General features: G+C 35.0%; 11 protein-coding genes. 3 read left to right on the top strand and 8 right to left on the bottom strand.

The features are described 5' to 3' along the window. Positions 1 to 63: 63 nt before the first annotated feature. Complete coding sequence (locus AB671_RS13380; RefSeq protein WP_082987313.1) at positions 64 to 2,424, bottom strand: reprolysin-like metallopeptidase; 2,361 nt, start codon at positions 2,422 to 2,424, stop codon at positions 64 to 66. Between the two features lie 400 nt (positions 2,425 to 2,824). Between AB671_RS13380 and AB671_RS13375 the strand changes: the two genes are divergently transcribed. Next, positions 2,825 to 3,739, top strand: a complete 915-nt coding sequence (locus tag AB671_RS13375; RefSeq protein ID WP_066679226.1) for a DUF4349 domain-containing protein — start codon at positions 2,825 to 2,827, stop codon at positions 3,737 to 3,739. A 140-nt stretch (positions 3,740 to 3,879) separates the two neighbouring features. Here AB671_RS13375 and AB671_RS13370 read toward each other — a convergent pair whose 3' ends face one another. Then, entirely contained in the window at positions 3,880 to 4,245 is a 366-nt protein-coding gene (locus AB671_RS13370) for a hypothetical protein (protein WP_066679227.1), read from the bottom strand. 24 nt (positions 4,246 to 4,269) lie between these two features. Continuing rightward, on the bottom strand, positions 4,270 to 5,409 hold the full coding sequence (locus tag AB671_RS13365) for an acyl-CoA dehydrogenase (RefSeq protein ID WP_066679229.1): 1,140 nt from the start codon (positions 5,407 to 5,409) through the stop codon (positions 4,270 to 4,272). Positions 5,410 to 5,648: 239 nt separating this feature from the next. On the opposite strand from AB671_RS13365, the gene AB671_RS13360 reads away from it, so the two are divergent. After that, positions 5,649 to 7,427: an AMP-dependent synthetase/ligase gene (locus AB671_RS13360; RefSeq protein WP_066679230.1), complete on the top strand. Its 1,779-nt coding sequence runs from the start codon at positions 5,649 to 5,651 to the stop codon at positions 7,425 to 7,427. Positions 7,428 to 7,738: 311 nt separating this feature from the next. Here AB671_RS13360 and AB671_RS13355 read toward each other — a convergent pair whose 3' ends face one another. Both AB671_RS13355 and AB671_RS13350 read right to left on the bottom strand, forming a co-directional pair. Then, positions 7,739 to 8,515, bottom strand: coding sequence for a zinc ribbon domain-containing protein (locus tag AB671_RS13355; protein WP_066679234.1), 777 nt, complete (start codon positions 8,513 to 8,515; stop codon positions 7,739 to 7,741). 2 nt (positions 8,516 to 8,517) lie between these two features. Beyond that, positions 8,518 to 9,615 carry a Nif3-like dinuclear metal center hexameric protein gene (locus AB671_RS13350; RefSeq protein WP_066679236.1) on the bottom strand — a complete coding sequence of 366 codons (1,098 nt, stop codon included), beginning with the start codon at positions 9,613 to 9,615 and terminating at the stop codon, positions 8,518 to 8,520. Between the two features lie 59 nt (positions 9,616 to 9,674). Between AB671_RS13350 and AB671_RS13345 the strand changes: the two genes are divergently transcribed. Further along, positions 9,675 to 10,502, top strand: coding sequence for an ion transporter (locus AB671_RS13345; protein WP_066679238.1), 828 nt, complete (start codon positions 9,675 to 9,677; stop codon positions 10,500 to 10,502). Between the two features lie 461 nt (positions 10,503 to 10,963). On the opposite strand, the gene AB671_RS13335 is transcribed toward AB671_RS13345, so the two are convergent. The 3 genes from AB671_RS13335 to AB671_RS13325 form a co-directional block, all read right to left on the bottom strand. Beyond that, positions 10,964 to 13,201: a GEVED domain-containing protein gene (locus tag AB671_RS13335; RefSeq protein ID WP_082987312.1), complete on the bottom strand. Its 2,238-nt coding sequence runs from the start codon at positions 13,199 to 13,201 to the stop codon at positions 10,964 to 10,966. A 297-nt stretch (positions 13,202 to 13,498) separates the two neighbouring features. Then, positions 13,499 to 15,097: a GEVED domain-containing protein gene (locus tag AB671_RS13330; protein WP_066680871.1), complete on the bottom strand. Its 1,599-nt coding sequence runs from the start codon at positions 15,095 to 15,097 to the stop codon at positions 13,499 to 13,501. Between the two features lie 281 nt (positions 15,098 to 15,378). Then, positions 15,379 to 18,918: a T9SS type A sorting domain-containing protein gene (locus tag AB671_RS13325; RefSeq protein WP_082987311.1), complete on the bottom strand. Its 3,540-nt coding sequence runs from the start codon at positions 18,916 to 18,918 to the stop codon at positions 15,379 to 15,381. Between the last annotated feature and the right edge of the window lie 51 nt (positions 18,919 to 18,969).

Raw genomic sequence — 18,969 nt, 5'->3', positions numbered from 1 at the left:
AAAAATAAAAACCCGTTAAGTTTAATTGCTTAACGGGTTTCTTATTTAAAATATTTCTATTTATTATTTATTCAGCATGAGTAACTTTTTAACGATTTTCTCACCTGCCAAATCAACTTCAATCATGTAAGTTCCACTTGGTACACCTCTTAAATCAATTTTCTCTAAATGTTCCGTAAAGAAAAGGCGGTTTCTCTTAGGAATAACAAGTTTACCGTCCATCGCATAAATGGTATATGAAAATGGATATGGAGCTTGTGGTACAAGTCTAGGGAAATCTAATTTAATGTAAACAATGCCATCGCTTGAAGGAACCGGATAAATCATTAAACCATCATAAATAGGAGAAGGTGCTGCTCCCGGAGTTCCTGGAGTTCCTGGCGTTCCCGGATTAGGCGGTATTACAACAGCAGAAGAATTAATCGTAAAGTTTTGTAAATTAACATTGAAAAAGATATTATTCAACCCCTTCACCATAATTCTAGCATTGTTAACCGTATTCCCAAGACCACCTGGAACTGTATAATTATATGTTCCGTTATTTGGTGCACTTGCTACCAAAACAGTCGGCCAAGTAAGTCCACCATCTTTTGATAAAAGAATAGTAACGTTTGGTGTACTCACAGGTGCAGCTGTAGTATTGGCAACATTCCATGTAATCGTATAAGACTGTCCTTCGGTCCAAACAACACCTGCAGTATTCTGTGAAGTTAATGTAAACGGACCTGCTCCTGCATTTACCGTCACCACCATATCATCAGAATTATTTCCAGAACCACCCGCTTTGTTGTCTCTAGATGTAAATCTGAAATTGTATGTTCTAGCAACATTTGACAAAGCTTCTACAATAATAGGTGAAGAGGTATTGGGAGGACTTGAAGTTGTAGTTGCACCTAAAAGTGTTCTGTCTAATGAGGGAAAATATCTGACTGGAACTGTTTGTGGAGTGTATGATCTGAAAGTAGGACCAGATGCTTTCGTTGCAGTTGCTGCAGAATTCGCTCCTGTTTGTCCAGCAGAAGCAGGATCCATTTGCTCCCAAATATAAGTTAATGTATCTCCATCTGAATCTGTACTTGTTCCAGTAAGCATAAATGGAGTTCCTTTAGGAATAATATAGTCTAACCCTGCATCGGCTGTAGGAATCGCATTTCCAGTATTGGTAGTTACCGGGCAAGTTTTAGTCTTTATATTATTGGTAATTTGCTGAATACTTATCGCATGAAAGAACGGAGTTGAATGCATTACAACATTTTGATTTGTAATACCTGCATATCCCATAATTGTAGACCCGGAACCTGGTTCCATATTGTTTACACCTCCAGCTTCAATACTATGAGAAAATGTATGGTTGCCTCCAAACTGATGCCCCATTTCGTGAGCTACATAATCGATATCAAAAGTATCCCCTACTGGACCAGTACCTAACGGGGGAGCATCTGCTGGAGAAGTAAACCCTCTACCTTTTGTACCATTTGTACAAACACAACCAATACAGCCAGCATTTCCACCACCACCAGTAGCACCAAAAAGGTGACCTATATCATAATTTGCTTCACCAATTACTGCGGTTAGATTATTTTGTAACTCACCATTCCATGCTCCAGCTACTCCAGCTGTGGCATTAGAATAAGGGTCTGTAGCTGCATTAGTATAGATTATAGTGTTGTTATTCGCAATGATAACCATTCTCGCAGAGAAATCTTTTTCAAAAACTCCATTTACACGGGTCATCGTATTGTTCATTGCTGCTAAAGCACCTGCAACTGTTCCACCAAAAAAAGCAGTATACTCGCCGGTACATGATAAAGCTAGTCTGAAAGTTCTTAATTTTCCGTCATCAGCATTTGGTCTTGCAGTAAGGCTTGAGTTATCAACACCTTTTTGAGCAACATCAAGTACTGTACACTCAAATTTATCTAAATTGGCCTTCTTGTCTGATTTTTTATAAACAACATACGTTGAAAGATCTTTAGTATAAGGCTCAATAAAAACGGCAGACTTATCGCCATAAATCTCCATTGAAGACAATCCTAATGGGGAAATACTAAAATAAACAGTAGAACTAGCATCTTCAAGGCCTACCCCAACATACGATTTAATGTCCGGATATTTTGCAGCTAATTCAGGGTCGAAGTTAGAGTTTTCTCTTACCTTAAAATCTTCAATAATCCCATTAGAATTCGGAAAAGAGATAATAATATCGGATCTTTTTCCAGCAGCAAACTTTTTGGGTGCTTTCACCAAAGCATTCTTTAAGTTTTCAAAATCAAGAGTATAGATTTTTGGGCTAAGAATACTGGTCTTATTTTCAAATATTTCCGAGTTATTTTTTGGAGATGCCTCCTTCCAAAGTCGGCTTGTTTGTGCAAAAAAAACATTGGAAACAAGAAATAATCCCGTCACAAATAGTTGTTTTTTCATATAGTTTTTTCTTTTTTTATTAAAGGATATCAAATTTATAAATAGCTTTTATTTTTATATAATTCACTTTCACCATATACTTAATTTATTATTTTTTGCATTAAAATAATAAACTATCTTTTCCATCGAGTTATTAAAAGCCTAAAACACAGACAAAATAACTAACTAAGGGGCTTCTATTATGAAAGTCTTAAAAAGCAAAGGTAAATATTATTATATTCTTAATATATATTTTCTTTTAACATTTTTAACATTTAACTAAAATATTTGTAAAATCCTTACACTTATTTTATAATTTACTGATTTTCAATATTCTAAAAATTTACTAAAATCATACATTTCTTTTACAATCATTACAAAAACTTCATTCTTAATTTTACACCAACAAAAAAATAATCTTATGAAAAAGTTCATTGTATTAGTTGCAGTATCAAGCGTGTTTGTAATGTGTAAAAAAGGAGAAGCAACACAGCCTCAGTTAGAAAATACAATTAGCAGTGCAGATAGTACTGTTACAAATGTTGGTGACAAAATTAAATCAATTAATAATGAGGCAGAAATAGTATTCGACTCTGCAAGTATTAAAATTAAAGATTTCGAAAAAACAAAAAGCGAAGCGGTTCAAAAAATAGAAGCTACCTCAAAAAGAATTGATTCTCTATCAGAAAAAATAGGCAGTATGAAGTTGGAATCAAAAACTGAAAAGAAAGATTCTCTTCAAAAAATTGTAGTAAACGTTCCGGCTCCGAAAGTGATTAAAGAAACAAAGATCGTTTATAAAGACAAACCGAAACAAGCCGAAACAATTTCACAAAACAAAATGCAGAAAACCGGAGTTTTGGAGCTTAGTGTAAACGATGCTGAGACCGCTAAAGAAACCGTGAAAGAATTGGTGAAAAAATATGACGGATTTATAAAAAGTGAAAATACTTCTCTTAATAACAACAATACCAAAATTGCATACCTGAAAGTAAAAGTACCAATTCAGAAATTTGATTATCTGATGGATGACCTAAGTTTTAATATAGGCAATGTAGAAAATAAAGGAATCGATGTGAACGGACAGGATTTTGTAAACAACACATTATGTGATATGGAAATTACACTTTACGGAACTTCAGAAGCTGCATTAGTAAATAGTAAACCAGAAACCTTTGGTGGAAAATCTTTGGATGCCATATCTTCAGGATGGAATGTAATCACCTCTATTTTCTTATTTATCCTTCCGCTTTGGCCATTGTTCGTAATCGCTGGAATTGGTTATTATTTTTACAAAAAGAAGAGTAACAATCAGCATGAAAATCAATCAAATTAAATTATTATTGAATTTTAAGTAAATTTTAAGAATAAAAAAGATGAAATTTAAACTTTTCGTTTTAAATTTATCACTTCATAATATATTAATTTTGTGATTTAGTGTAAAAGAGAAGGCCCTCAATTGAGAGCCTTTTCTACTTATTTCATGTTCACTATTTTATCTACTACATATCTTGTGTTTCCTCGCCATGGGAGCGCTCCTTTATATTCTTTATAATGAAGATCAAAGGTTTTACCGCTGTTGAGTTCCAATTGTTTGAAAACTTCAGGATCAGAGACAGAAAATTCAAACTCATAGCTTGTAATAGTTCCTGTTTTACCTTTTCCAAAACCTTCCTGAATCAATTTACCTTCGTAAGTTTTAAAAACATACCCTTTTTTGATGGCATAATTGAGATATCCTGATTTTACGCCTTCTCCGAAAACGAAGAAAAACTTATACCAGACGAAAACTCCTACAAGAAGTAAAACGACTCCTAAAGTAATCCACAAAGATTTTTTCATAAGATAGTGTTTGATGTTTTTTAATTATTTAGAAATACTTCTAGAAATCACAATTTTTTGGATTTCAGAAGTTCCTTCATAAATCTGAGTGATTTTCGCATCACGCATCATTCTTTCTACGTGATATTCTTTCACATATCCGTATCCACCGTGAATTTGTACAGCTTCAATCGTAGTATCCATTGCAACCTGAGAAGCGTATAATTTTGCCATTGCTCCACTTTCAGAAATATCTTTTCCAGCATCTTTTTCACAAGCCGCTTTAAAGCAAAGCATTCTTGCAGCTGTAATCTGAGTTGCCATATCTGCTAATTTGAAAGCAATCGCCTGGTGATTGATGATTTCAGTTTTGAACGCTTTTCTCGTTTTAGCATATTTCAATGCCAATTCGTAAGCTCCAGAAGCGATACCCAAAGCCTGAGAAGCAATACCGATTCTACCACCGTTCAAAACAGCCATTGCGAAATTAAATCCGAAACCGTCTTCACCGATTCTGTTTTCTTTAGGTACTTTTACGTTGTTAAAAATCAAAGAATGTGTATCACTTCCTCTAATTCCCAATTTATCTTCTTTCGTTCCGATTTCGAAACCTTCCCAACCTTTTTCAACAATAAATGCGTTGATTCCTTTATGTTTTTTCTCAGGATCAGTTTGTGCAATTACAATATAGTAAGATGCAGTACTACCATTTGTAATCCAGTTTTTGATACCGTTTAAAAGATAGTAATCACCTTTATCTTCAGCAGTTGTTTTCTGAGAAGTTGCATCAGAACCTGCTTCAGGCTCAGATAAAGCAAATGCTCCAATTACCTGTCCGCTTGCAAGAGGTGTAAGATATTTTACTTTTTGCTCTTCAGAAGCAAATTTTTCAAGACCTGCGCAAACCAAAGAGTTGTTTACAGACATTACCACAGCTGCAGAAGCATCTACTTTAGCAATTTCTTCCATTGCTAAAACATAAGAAACGCTGTCCATACCGGCACCTCCGTATTTTGGGTCAACCATCATCCCTAAAAGTCCCATCTCCCCCATTTTCTTCACTTGCTCAACCGGAAACTTCTGCTCCCTGTCTCTTTCGATAACTTCGGGTAGAAGTTCTGTTTGTGCAAAATCTCTTGCTGCCTGCTGAATCATCAGCTGTTCTTCTGATAAATTAAAGTCCATAAAATTTTCTATTATATGGTGGCTAATTTACACTTTTTAAGCAAATCTGAAAACAGATTCATTAATTAGGAGTTAATCAAGATTTTCGCAGGATTTGTAATTTTTCAGAAGATATTATTATAATTTGAATTATTAAAAATATTATGGCATACATTTTATTAAATTCTAAACAATAAGAACTTATTTCCCTAGTTAAAAAAAATTCTTATATTTAAAATCCTAACTATTATTTGAAAATTATGTCAATCAAAAGATTATTCGATATACCTCACTATGCTTTAGAACATCTCCCAAAAAGCGATATGTTTGTTACTAAATATCATGGTGAATGGAAAAAAACCTCTACCCAAGAGTTCGTCAATCAAGGGAATAAAATTTCGAGGGGACTTTTAAAACTAGGCATTAAACCTGGTGATAAAATTGCATTGATCACAACAAATTCTCGTACAGAGTGGGCAATAATGGATCTTGGGCTTTCACAAATCGGTGTGGTTTCTGTTCCGGTTTACCCAAGTATTTCCCCTGAAGACTACGAGTTTATCTTTAATAATGCCGAAATAAAATACTGTTTTGTTTCTGATAAAGAATTACTTGCCAAAGTAATGAAAATCAAGCACAATGTATCAAGCTTGCAGGGTGTTTTTACTTTTGACAATGTAAGCGGAGCGGCTAACTGGAAAGAAATTCTTGATCTTGGTGAGGATGACTCTACACAAATTGAGGTAGAAGATCTTTCTAAGGCAATTAATACTGAAGATTTAGCTACTTTAATCTATACTTCCGGAACTACCGGAAAACCTAAAGGAGTGATGCTGACCCATGAAAATATTGTTGCTAATGTTTTAGGTTCAATTCCAAGAATTCCAAAGAAAAAGAGTTTAGATTATAAAGATACTCGAGTTTTAAGCTTTTTGCCAATTTGCCACATCTTTGAGAGAATGCTGTTTTATCTTTTCCAATACAATGGTTTTTCAATTTATTTCGCGGAAAGTATTGAAAAAATGGGTGAAAATGTAAAAGAAGTTAAACCTCATTACATGAGCGTTGTTCCTCGTTTGGTAGAAAAAGTATATGATAAAATTTACAATACAGGCTCTAATGCAGGTGGTTTAAAACAGAAAATTTTCTTCTGGGCTTTACAATTGATTCAAAAAAAGAAAGAAGTTTCAAAACCTTCAGGATTGCAGGAGATCATAGCAGACAAATTGGTATTCAAAAAATGGAGAGAAGGTTTAGGAGGCGAGATTATCACTTTAGTTTCAGGATCGGCGGCTTTGTCTACCCGATTAAATTTAATGTTCCAAAACGCAGGAATACCTATTTTAGAAGGATATGGCTTGACTGAAACCTCACCTGTAATTTCGGTAAACTCTTTCGGGAAAATGAAAGTAGGAACTGTAGGTCATCCTTTGGACAATTTAACGGTAAAAATTCAACAGGACGGCGAAATTACCGTAAAAGGGCCTTCAGTTTTTAAAAGTTATTTTAAGAATGAAGAACAAACCAAAGAAGCATTCACAGAAGACGGATTTTTTAAAACGGGAGATATCGGCCACATCGACAACGATGGTTTCTTACAGATTACCGACCGTAAAAAGGAAATGTTTAAAACTTCCGGCGGAAAATACATCGCTCCACAAACGATTGAAAATTTAGCAAAAGCTTCGAAATTCATCGAGCAGATCATGGTTGTTGGGGATGGCGAAAAAATGCCAACTGCATTGGTACAACCCGATTTTGAATTTGCTAAAAACTGGGCAATGAGAAACAACTTAAGCATCGGTACAACTCCGCAAGAAATTGCTAAAAGTGCTGAATTGAAGGCCAGAATAGAAAAAGAAATCGATGATATCAACGAACATCTAGGAAACTGGGAAAGAATCAAGAAAATTGAACTGACACCAGAGGTTTGGGGAATTGAAGCAGGACTTTTAACACCTACTTTAAAGCTTAAACGTAAAGCAATTAAAGAAAAATTCATTGATCTTTATAATAAGATGTATGAGCATCACGATTAAATAATATTAAGCCGTTTCTAATCAGAAGCGGCTTTTTTAGTTATAACTAAGACATTCTGTTTATCATTCAGAGCGAAACGAAGTGAATCGTGGACTTTAAGTTTTATTGCAAAATTATTTTCATAATAAATAACCACCCCGTCAAAAATTTCTTTGAAATTTTCGCCACCCCTTCTTTGGAGGGGGATTTAAATTCAAATGGGTGGATTCATGCGATTGCTTCGTCGCTATGCTTCTCGCAATGACGACAAATCAAAAAAATAAGACCGAAAAAATTTCGGTCTTATTAATATTTTTAATAAAATGAGTAATTAAAATTTAATTACTGTTTTCATTTTTTCAGTTTCTTCTATTACCAACTCATCATCTACAAGGATTTTACCTGAATGCTCATCAATAATGATTTTCTTTCTCTGAGCGATTTCCATTTGCTTTTGAGGGGGAATTGTAAAGAATGATCCTTTTGGAGCACCTCTTTCAAGACCTACAACTGCTAAACCTGTAGAAGAGCTCTTTCTGATTCTGTGATAAGAAGCTAATAATCTTTCGTCGATTTTAGATGCAAATTCTTTAGATTTTTCAAGAAGATATTCCTCTTCTTTTTGAGTTTCAGATACAAGACCTTCCAACTCTTCTTTCTTGAATTTAAGGTGATTCTTCAAATCGTTGATTTTTGTGGTCAACTCATTCAAAGTTTCTTCTTTATGCCCGATTTTAGCTCCAAATTCTTTGATTCTTTTTTCAGAAAGTTGAATTTCAAGTTCCTGATATTCTATCTCCTTTCCTAAAGCTTCAAACTCTTTATTGTTTCTTACGCTATCCTGTTGAGATTTGTATTTTTCAATAAGTGTTTTTGCATGGTTGATCACTTCATTTTTAGTGTTGATTTGATCATTCTGCTCTTTAATATCTGCATGAAATTTTTCAGCTCTTGTTTCAAGACCTTCAATTTCAATTTCAAGATCTTCAACTTCGATTGGCAATTCTCCTCTTGTGTTACGGATTTCGTCTAATCTTGAATCTATGATTTGTAAATCATATAAAGCTCTTAATTTTTCTTCAACTGAAATATCTGTTAAATTTGCCATATCTAAAGGAAATAATTTACGGGGTTTGTTTTTTCGCTAGAATTTAAGATTGCAAATGTACTAATTTTTTGTGATAAAATTTCAAATAATTGTTGAGCAACCCATTGTTCTGATTCATAATGTCCTACATCACAGAGCAATATTTTAGATTCTGCCAAGAAATAATCATGGTATTTAAGGTCACCTGTAATGTAAGCATCACATTTTTTTGCAAGGGCAGATTTTATTCCGCTCGCTCCGGAACCGCCCAAAACCCCTACTCTTTTGATTTTTTTATTTGTAAAATCTGAATGCTTGATAACTTCAACATTAAATTTATCTTTAATAAATCTCAGAAAATCTTTCTCATCCATCTCATTATCAAATTCACCATACATTCCTAATCCAGCATATTGGTTTTCATTATCCAAAGAATAAATCTGATGCGCCACCTCTTCATAAGGATGCGCTTCTTTCATTGCTGCAACAATCTGATTTTGTTTATAGCCTTCAAAAATTACCGAAATCATACTTTCATCGGCATCTTCTCTCACATTTTTCTGTCCTGAAAAAGGAGTTGAACCTTCAATTGGTCTGAAAGTTCCGCTTCCTTCAGTTTTAAAACTGCATTCATCGTAAAAACCGATATTTCCGGCTCCAGCAGAGAAAAGAGCTTCTTTTAACTGTTCAGCATAATCATTCGGAACATAAACATTTAATTGCTTTAAATTATTTTTTTTGGGTTGAAGTATTTTTAAATTTTTCAAACCTAAAGCGTTGCAAATCCCTGCATTTACTCCAGAATGATCATTATCAAAAGCGGTATGAATGGCATAAATAGCCACTTTGTTTTCAATAGCTTTTAAAACAGCCCTTTCCACATAGTTTTTACCTGTAAGAGATTTTAAACCTGAGAAAATAATGGGATGAAAGCATACCACAAGATTACAGTTTTTAACAATAGCTTCGTCAATAACATTTTCTAAAGCGTCGTGACAAACCAAAACTCCACTTACATTACGGCTAGGAATTCCACACAAAAGTCCTACATTATCAAAATCTTCCGCCTGTGGCATTGCGATCTGTTTTTCTATAATAGAGATTACTTCTTTTATTGTCATTTTATTCTGTATGTTTGTGACGAAATTAGTTATAATTTAGTTAAAATAAAAAACACATCATGGAAAGAGAGCATAATCTTATTCCGGGAGACAAACTTTGGAAAAGATTTTTGTACCGTATCATTTACCGAGCAGACACAAAACTCGGAAAGCTGTTTGATATTACGCTTTTATCACTCATTTTAGTGAGCACATTCATTATCATGATGGAAAGTGTGCCCAAGCTTGACAAAAAATACCACGTTTATTTTATCATCTCAGAATGGATTATTTCTGTAATTTTCACTGCTGAGTACTGGGCCAGGATCTCTGTTTTAAAAAATAAAAAAAATTACATCTTTAGCTTTTTCGGAATTATTGATTTTCTTTCGTTGGTTCCGTTTTATCTAAGCTTCTTTTTTCCTGTTACCAAATATTTTCTAATTTTTAGAATGCTGAGAATGCTTCGTGTTTTCAGGGTTTTTAATCTTTTAGATTTTATGAATGATGGAACGGTCATTCTTAGAGCTTTAAAAAACAGTTCAAGAAAAATATATATTTTCCTTTTATTTTTAATTATTTTCTCGGTAATTGTTGGTTCTTTGATGTTTATGGTGGAAGGCGGAAGACCTGGGTTTGAAACCATCCCGCAATCAATTTATTGGGCGGTTGTAACGGTAACTACAGTAGGATACGGTGATGTTTCGCCAATCACACCTACAGGGAAATTTTTTGCTGTTATTTTAATGCTTGCCGGTTATTCAATCATTGCTGTTCCTACAGGAATTGTAACGGCAGAAATGAGAAATAAAAGACAGAACCTTGAATTAACTTGTGAACGTTGTGGTAATGAAGATATTGATGATGACGCAAGGTATTGCAAACAATGTGGCAAGAAATTGGCTTAATAGATTATATACCAATTAATCTATCAACCAAAATCGACAAAATCATGGAACCACAAAAGAAAAACAAACCCAACAGTTTAGTACTTATCCTATTCGCTTTAGTAATCCTAATGGTTATTATTTATTTCATCCTTGTTCTGTTTTTTCCAACAGTTTTTGACCTTATGAATACGGGAGAAATTGAACCAATATCACCAAACAACTAAAATTTCACAAAAGTAAAAACTGAATATTTCTTTAATTTAAAAATTAAATTTAGTTCAAATATTAAAGACAATAAAGCAAAAATTGATAGTTACAATTAATTTATCTTTTCCCAGTCTAAATGATTTACAAAAAACAAAATCTGGCTTTCCAAAAACGAAAGCCAGATTTTGTTTTTAGCCTGTAAGAAATTTTCGGATAAAAAAAAGAGACCAGTCAATTGACCAGCCTCTCGTTATAAAGAAATTTAAAATAAATTATTTTTTAATTGCTTTAATTGTTTGCTTAGAACCATCTTTCATGTTCAGGACAACTAAATACATTCCTGCATTTAATCCTCCCAAATGAAGAGTAGATTCTGGCTTATCAAAAGTTTTCACTGTTCTACCCGCAATATCTAGAACAGAGATAGATTTCACATTACTCACATCTGAAATATTCAAGACATCAGCAAATGGGTTCGGATACGCCTTAATGTCATTTTTAGTCTTAACATTTTCTGATGTTGATAAACTCGCATCATAAGCAGAAATCTGGAACGTTCCATCGGTAGCCGTAGAATACCTCCATACGCTCACATACAATGTAGCTCCCGGAGTTTGCCCAGTTAGAGAAAGCTTAGAGAACGCATCGGTACCACTATCATCATCACAACCAATTGATGTTGTAGAAGAACAGCTTGTAAACACAGAAAGCACAGTATCAGTTAATGGAGAGCCAGCAACAGCAGCCGTTTCAATAGTCAAACTTCCTGATGCAGGCACCACAACAGTATACCAAACGTTTCCACCCACATTAGTTGGTGTGAATAAACAACTAGCTGTTAAAGCCGGTGTATTTGTAGAACCAATAGTTGTTCCCGTTAAAGGATTTTGAGCAAAGTCCAATCCCGGAGTTAAGGCAATTGCCGAAGAACAAGCATCATTCGCAGGTGGCGTAGCTAATGTAGTAAATGAACCTGTAGCCCAAGTGCTCACAGAACTTGAAGAACATACTGATCTTACCCAATAATAATAAGTAGTAAGTGGAGTAAGCGGACTTAAAGGCTGTGATGTACCCGTAATTACAGTCCCTGAATTAGGAGTTGAATTAGTTGTAGAATAATAATACTCATACCCATTTGCCGGAGCTTGCGTAGGAGCAGTCCAAGAAATTGTAGCAGAACCCGAAGTCACTGGAGACGCAGTTAAACCTGTAGGAACAAGACAAGCTGGCGGAGTACTCACCTCAAATGTAAAGTCAATATACTCACCTCTTGTAAACGCTTCACAAGGATTAGACGGGGCACTATTGTTATAATTTGTAACCACTCTCATCCTATAATTTCCTAATGCTGTACCTGAAGGAACTGTGATAGAAGCCCCAGAAGTAGTCGTAGTATAAGAAGTTGTAGCATATACCCTTTCAGACGCTTCGAAAGTCAAATTATTATTCCAATCAACCCAAATCGCAAAACCTACAGTAGGCCCACCTGCAGTTAAGGTAATTGGAGTTACACTTCCTGCATAGTTTGAGATATTTAAATTAGCGGTTAAGTTCTGATAACCTCCCGCTCCACCAACAGGAGAAGAATAAGCCATATTAGTAACAGCTCCTGTAGATATGAAATCTGAAATCCAAGAATCTTGATTTGTGGTAGAAGGCAAACAGTACCCTGTGTAAATATTTACAGGACCTATCCAAATACTATTATCTGCAGAAGAGCAAGATGATCTTACCCAAGCATAATATGCTGTATTAGGAGATAGACCTGGAATATTTGCCATAGCTGTAGATGAAGACACAGAGTTTGTAGCATTCAACACCGTAGAAGATGTGGGTGCTGTACTCGTAGTGCTGTAATAAACCTGGTATCCATTTGCAGGTGCAGTGGGCGGTGTAGCCCAAGAAAGAGCAGCTGAATTAACTGTAACTGAAGTTAAAGCTAAAGAACCCGGGCTAGGGCAAGATGGTGCCGCACCTTGGGTTATATTAATATCATCAAAATAAACATAATTATCTGATGTATCGAGCCCAGATTTTGCTTCAAATCTAATAAACAAATTTCCAGAACCCGGTAAACCAGTAATAGTAGTTGACTTCGTAGCGCAAGAAGCAGACACCACATGGCTTGTATTATCTATTGTATAAGCCGTCGTCCATGGTCCTGTTGCGGAAGTTGACCACTCTAATTTTATGACACCAAAATCTGCTAACGAAACACCTGCATCATTATCAGAATATTCGGTAACCTTATAGGCAAAACTCACATTCAAATCCCCTCCATTTGTTCCTATTAATGCCGGAGATACTAAATAAGAAGAAGAATTATAATAATTATTAGCTCTCATGGCTGCTGTTCCACTACATGGTGTAGTTGTTGACCTACTAAATGAACCCGACCCGCTAGAGGTCCAAGATCCATCCCCAGTAGGCTCCCATCCGTACGTGTAAGAAATTTGTGCTGATGACATTATTCCCAATAACATCATACATGTGAATAAAATTTTTCCCATAACAATACATTTTATTAATTACACACTAAATTAACACTTTTAAATACACTATTTTCAATAATTTATTAAATCAATTTTAATTAAATTAACAAAAGTATAAATCTATTAAGTTTTTCATATTTATCAACCACAAGAGAAATAACAATTATTTTAAATAGTTTACATTCATAATTTTAATATATAATTAAACCAAATATTCATATAACATTATTTTTAACGCTATCCCATTAATCAATTTCATTTAAAAAAAATAGCGGCCATTAAAGCCGCTATCTAAATACTATTAATTAAAGATTATCATTTTTTAATCGCTTTAATCATTTGCTTAGAACCATCTTTCATGTTCAAAACAACTAAATACATTCCTGCATTTAATCCTCCTAAATGAAGAGTAGATTCTGTCTTATCAAAAGTTTTCACTACTCTACCTGCAACATCCATTACAGAAATAGATTTTACATTGCTTACGTCTGAAATATTCAAGACATCAGCAAATGGGTTGGGATACGCTTTGATATTATCCTTCTTAATCGCTGTCTCGTTTGTTGATAATGTAAGCTGCTCAATAACAAAATTATCTATAAAAAACTCTACATCTTCAGCATCTGCTACAGCACCATTTGTCGCGTAAAACCCAAACTTAGTATTTGCTCCTGTATATGAAGTTAAATCATATGAATACTGAGTTGAATTATTAGATACGTTACTAGAAGCAGTCCAGGTTTGAAGAACCGTCCATGTAGTTCCTCCATCCTGAGAAACAATAAATTGAACGACGTCATCAGAACCTAAAGAACCTGAGGCTGTATCTCCATATTCCGTCAATCCATAATCAAACTTTACACGATACCCTCCTGCAGAAAGATTAAATCCTGGAGTAATTACCCAAGAATCAAATGTTTCTGGAAACCATGAACTTGTATAAATATTGATACCTAAAGCACCATCAAATCCATTATTTAAAAATCCCGTCTCATACCAGTTTGAAGAAGCTCCAGACGGAGTACTTGCCGGCGTCCCAGCATCTGCTTCCTGCCAACAATCATTAATACCACCAGCAAAATCAAAAGTAAAATCAGGTGTAATTACTCCACACAATGTCTTAAAAGAACTCACTGCAGACCACGCACTCTTAGAAGTAGCAGAACAAACCGATCTTACCCAAACATAATAAGCTGTAGAGGGTGATAAATTAGATAAAGGAGTACTAGTATTTGGATTTACGACAGCTCCAGTTGCAACAGCCGTACTTAATGGAGGTGTCATTGAAGTAGACAGGTAATACTCATATCCAACTCCTGGTATACTTGAAGAAGCTGTCCAAGAAAGATTTGAAGTATAAGCTGCAACAGCAGATATCGATAAGTCCGTAGGAGCTAAACAACTTGGAGCCGCACCTACTACAACAGTATAATCATGAGCTTCCCCATACCCATCTGCATTACAAGGATCTGGCTCAGTATTAAATCTGTCTGCAACACGCATTCTATAAGTACCTGGTGATACGGTTGAAAGAATAGATATATCCCCATTTGTTGTATACAGACCACCTTGAGTAATGCTCGAAGCAGTTGCAACTAATTCAGGAGCTGCATCTGTAAACACTCCATCATTATTATAATCAATCCAAATTTTCACATGTTGAGACCCATAGCCATGACTAATTGAAAATGAATAACTCACTCCTGCATTCACGTTAATAGATTGCGAGGTAAAGTCTCCATACGCATTATTAGAGCATCCTGTATTTAAATGACTAAAGGAAGCTCCAGGAATTTCAAAGCTATCAATTTGATCTCCGGCAGCGCAACCACTTAAAAAAGCGGGCGTACAATATGTTTGTGAAAACATATTGCTTGAAATTAAACCAAATAAAGTAAATAATAAAATTCTCATAGTTAATATAGTTAATTTGTTAAACAGGCAACAATTTACAATATTTCAACAATAAAAAATAATATTAAATAACAAAAACACAATAAATGTTGTTTTTAAATAATAATTTAACATTTGAAAACAATACAATAAAAGCACTTTTATTCCTCTATTTATATTGAACAATATAGAAAACCAATCAAATCTAATAGTCGTATTTTATTGTATCTAACTTATCACATTAGTAATTAAAAAAAAGAGGCTGATCAATCGACCAGCCTCTCTAAAAAACTTAAAATAAATTATTTTTTAATTGCTTTTATAGTTTGTCTAGAACCATCTTTCATATTTAGAATAACCAAATACATTCCTGAATTTAATCCTCCTAAATGCAAAGTAGATTCTGGCTTATCAAAAGTTTTAACCAATTTACCAGAGATATCTACTACAGAAATAGATTTCACATTGCTTACATCTGAAATATTCAAAACATCAGCGAATGGATTTGGATAAACCTGCAATTTGTCTTTAGCCTTGGTTTCACCTGTTGCTAAAACTATTGAAGAATCATAAGCAGAAACCTGGAACTGTCCATCTGTAGCAGAAGAGAATCTCCAAACACTTACATACAATGTAGCTCCTGGAGTTTGTCCTGTTAAAGAGATTTTAGAGAAATTACCATTTCCATCATCATCATTACAAGCAATAGAAGTAGTTGAAGTACAATCTGCAAAAACAGACATTACAGTATCTGTAAGCAAAGATCCAGTTACAGCATCAGTTTCAATCGTTAAACTTCCTGATGCAGGAACAACGACTTTAAACCAAACATTCCCCCCTACATTGGTTGGAGTAGATAAACAAGTAGCCGTTAAAGCGGGACTATTTGTAGAACCATCTGTATTACCAATTAATACATTTTGTGCAAATGTATTACCAGGAGTTAAAGTTACTGCACCTGAACAATCATCATTAGCTGGAGGCGGAGGTAAAGTTCCTACGCAAATATCAAACGATGCTGTAGTTGTTGCCGTTGCTGTAAAAGTATAAACTCTTACTTTATATTCTTGCCCTACTGTTAACCCAGTAACGTTCATAACATTAGGATCACTACACAATACTTGAACCAAAGATCCACAAGCACCACTATACACTGCCATTGCCATATCTGTAGACCCAGATACATTAGAAAGCGACACTCTATGTGCCGAATTTGTCGCTATAAATTTATACCATACATCATCGTTAACACCAGTTGCTCCACAAGTTGGTGCAGTCTCTGTAGAAGCAGTTGCACTTACAGTAGTTCCCGAAGCTATACTACCACACAAATAATCTGGATTTACAGTTAACATCACAGCACCTGAACAATCATCATTTACAGGCGGTGGAGGTGGCGTCCCAATACAAATATTGAAATTATTAGCATAAACTGTTGTCCCATTAGTGTTAGAATTATAAACTCTAACATAATAAACCTGACCCACTGTCAACCCAGTAAGTGATGTAGTTGCTGTTGTACCACATTTGATACTTGTTAAAGTACCACAAGCGCCACTAAAAACTTGAGTATACAAACTCGTAGAAGTAGAAGTACCCGAAGCAACAATATTTGAAAGCAATACTGTATGAGCAGCACCAATTGCAGTAAACGAATACCAAACATCATCATCAGCAGCACCAGTACAAGTTCCTACAGGAACACTTGAGTTTGTAGCAGACAAAGTAGTCCCTGCAACTGGCGTAGCACAAGTTAAGCTTGCATTTACCGTTAAAGATACAGCAGCTGAGCACTCATCATTTGCAGGAGCTACAGGAAGAGTTCCGATACATATATCAAATGTATTTGAATATAAGCTTGCTCCTGAATTAGCATTACTATTATAGATTCTTACATAGTAAGTTTGCCCAACTGTTAAGCCACTTAAAAATGTAAAATTTGTATTTGAAGTTATGCAAGTCGTACTTGTTAAAGTTCCACAAACACCACTAAACACCTGTGAATAAAGAGATGTAGACGACGAAGTACCTACAGACACTATATTCTTCAATTGATATGTATGACTTGTTGAAGTAGCTGTAAATTTGTACCAAACATCATCATCTGCTGTCCCTGTACAAGTCCCAAGCGCAACACCTGAACTCGTTCCTCCTGAAGTTGTTCCAGAAGTAACATTACCACAGTTGGTATCAGGATTAATTGTTAAAGCTACTGCATTGGCACACTCATCATTTACAGGAGGCGCAGGAGGCGTGCTTACACAAATATTAAAACTTGCATTAGCTGTAATCGTTGATGAATAAGTATAAACTCTTACATAATAAGTATCGCCGGGCGTAAGTCCTGTAATCATATTTACGTCTTCGTCAGAACACAAAACGCTTGTCATAGTACCGCAAGCTCCAGATAATACCTGAAAATACATATCTGTAATCCCTGTAGTACCTCCTGTAGAAACAACATTTGATAAAGTTAATAAATGACTTGAAGAAGTCGCAACAAACTTATACCACACATCATCATTTGGAGTCCCAAAACAAGGCGTTGCAGCCATAGACATTGTTGATCCTAGTGTGTTTCCCGGTACAGTAGTCGTACATGCTAATGTAGGATTTACCATTAAGGTCACAGCACCTGCACAATCATCATTAGAAGGTGCAGCAACAGTAGTAGTAAAACTTCTTTCTGCACATGCAGATGAAACTACCGCTCCGTTATATGAAACAATCGTATAATAATACTGTGTTAACGGATTCAACTGTTGGGCAGCCGTAAGAGTATATGAAGTAACATTCCCCATATCGAAATTAGCTAGAACATTACTAGAACCAGCAGAAGTACCTATGTTTAATCTATATCCTAATGCTCCGCTTATTGAAGGCCACGCAAATGTCGTTTTTAATGGAAGACCTGTCTGAGCTGCAGTAGGAGCACTTACAGCAGGACAAGCTAATGTAGCAAATGTAGTAAAACTTCTTTCTGTACAAGCACTAGAAGTACCCGCAGAATTAGAAGCATACACCGTGTAATAATACTGCGTATTAAAATTAAGAGATGTAGTAAAAGTATAAGAAGTACTAACACCAGCATCCTGCATATTTAAAACATCAGTTCCTCCAGGAGTTGTACCCACACTCACCTTATAAGATGTAGCATAGTTAACTGCCCCCCAAGTAATTGTCGGCAAAACAGAGACATTTGTTGCTGCTGCTGCTGGTGCAGAAACTACTGGACAAGTAGGTACAGTTGCTGCAGTAAGACCAAGCAGACTTGTGACAGATTTCACCGTAGACCTTGTACCAGCTGATGGAGAAAAAGGGTCAGGATTCACCGAATCACTTCTAAAATGTAAACCTGAGTTTGTTGGCCCTGTATAAGTATAAAATCTGTTTGAACTAGCTGTATAATCAACTGTATTCTCATCAATTGCTATTAAAAGATTATCTGTATTATTATAAGCAAAAGGTGAACTGAAATTTACAGTTACTTCACCACCAACAACACTTACAGCACCAGAAAAAACCTGAGTCAATGCAGATGCAGCTACCCAATCTGTTGTACTAGAAAAAGTGGTTTTAGTTGTGTGCCCCACATAAACGACCCAATCAACAGATTTAGTAATATCAGCATTACTTGGTAGATAAAACTTTAGACCAGTAATATTACCCGCAGCAGATGTATTAATCTCGCTCTTAGTAAAAATCTGTTGAGTATAGTTATACCCAAAATTTACATCTACAGGAGCGTATCCGCCCTGAGTATTTCCGCTACCCAAGGTAACCTGAGCATTAACAAAAGTGGCTATTAAAAACAATAGACACGTTAGTAGAGTTTTTCTCATATTCAGTTGAATTAAAATTAGGTGCTAAAATTAATAAATATTAACATTATA

The sequence above is a fragment of the Chryseobacterium sp. BGARF1 genome, from assembly GCF_001677955.1.
Lineage (GTDB): Bacteria > Bacteroidota > Bacteroidia > Flavobacteriales > Weeksellaceae > Chryseobacterium.
This window is presented reverse-complemented; position numbering and strand designations above follow the sequence as displayed.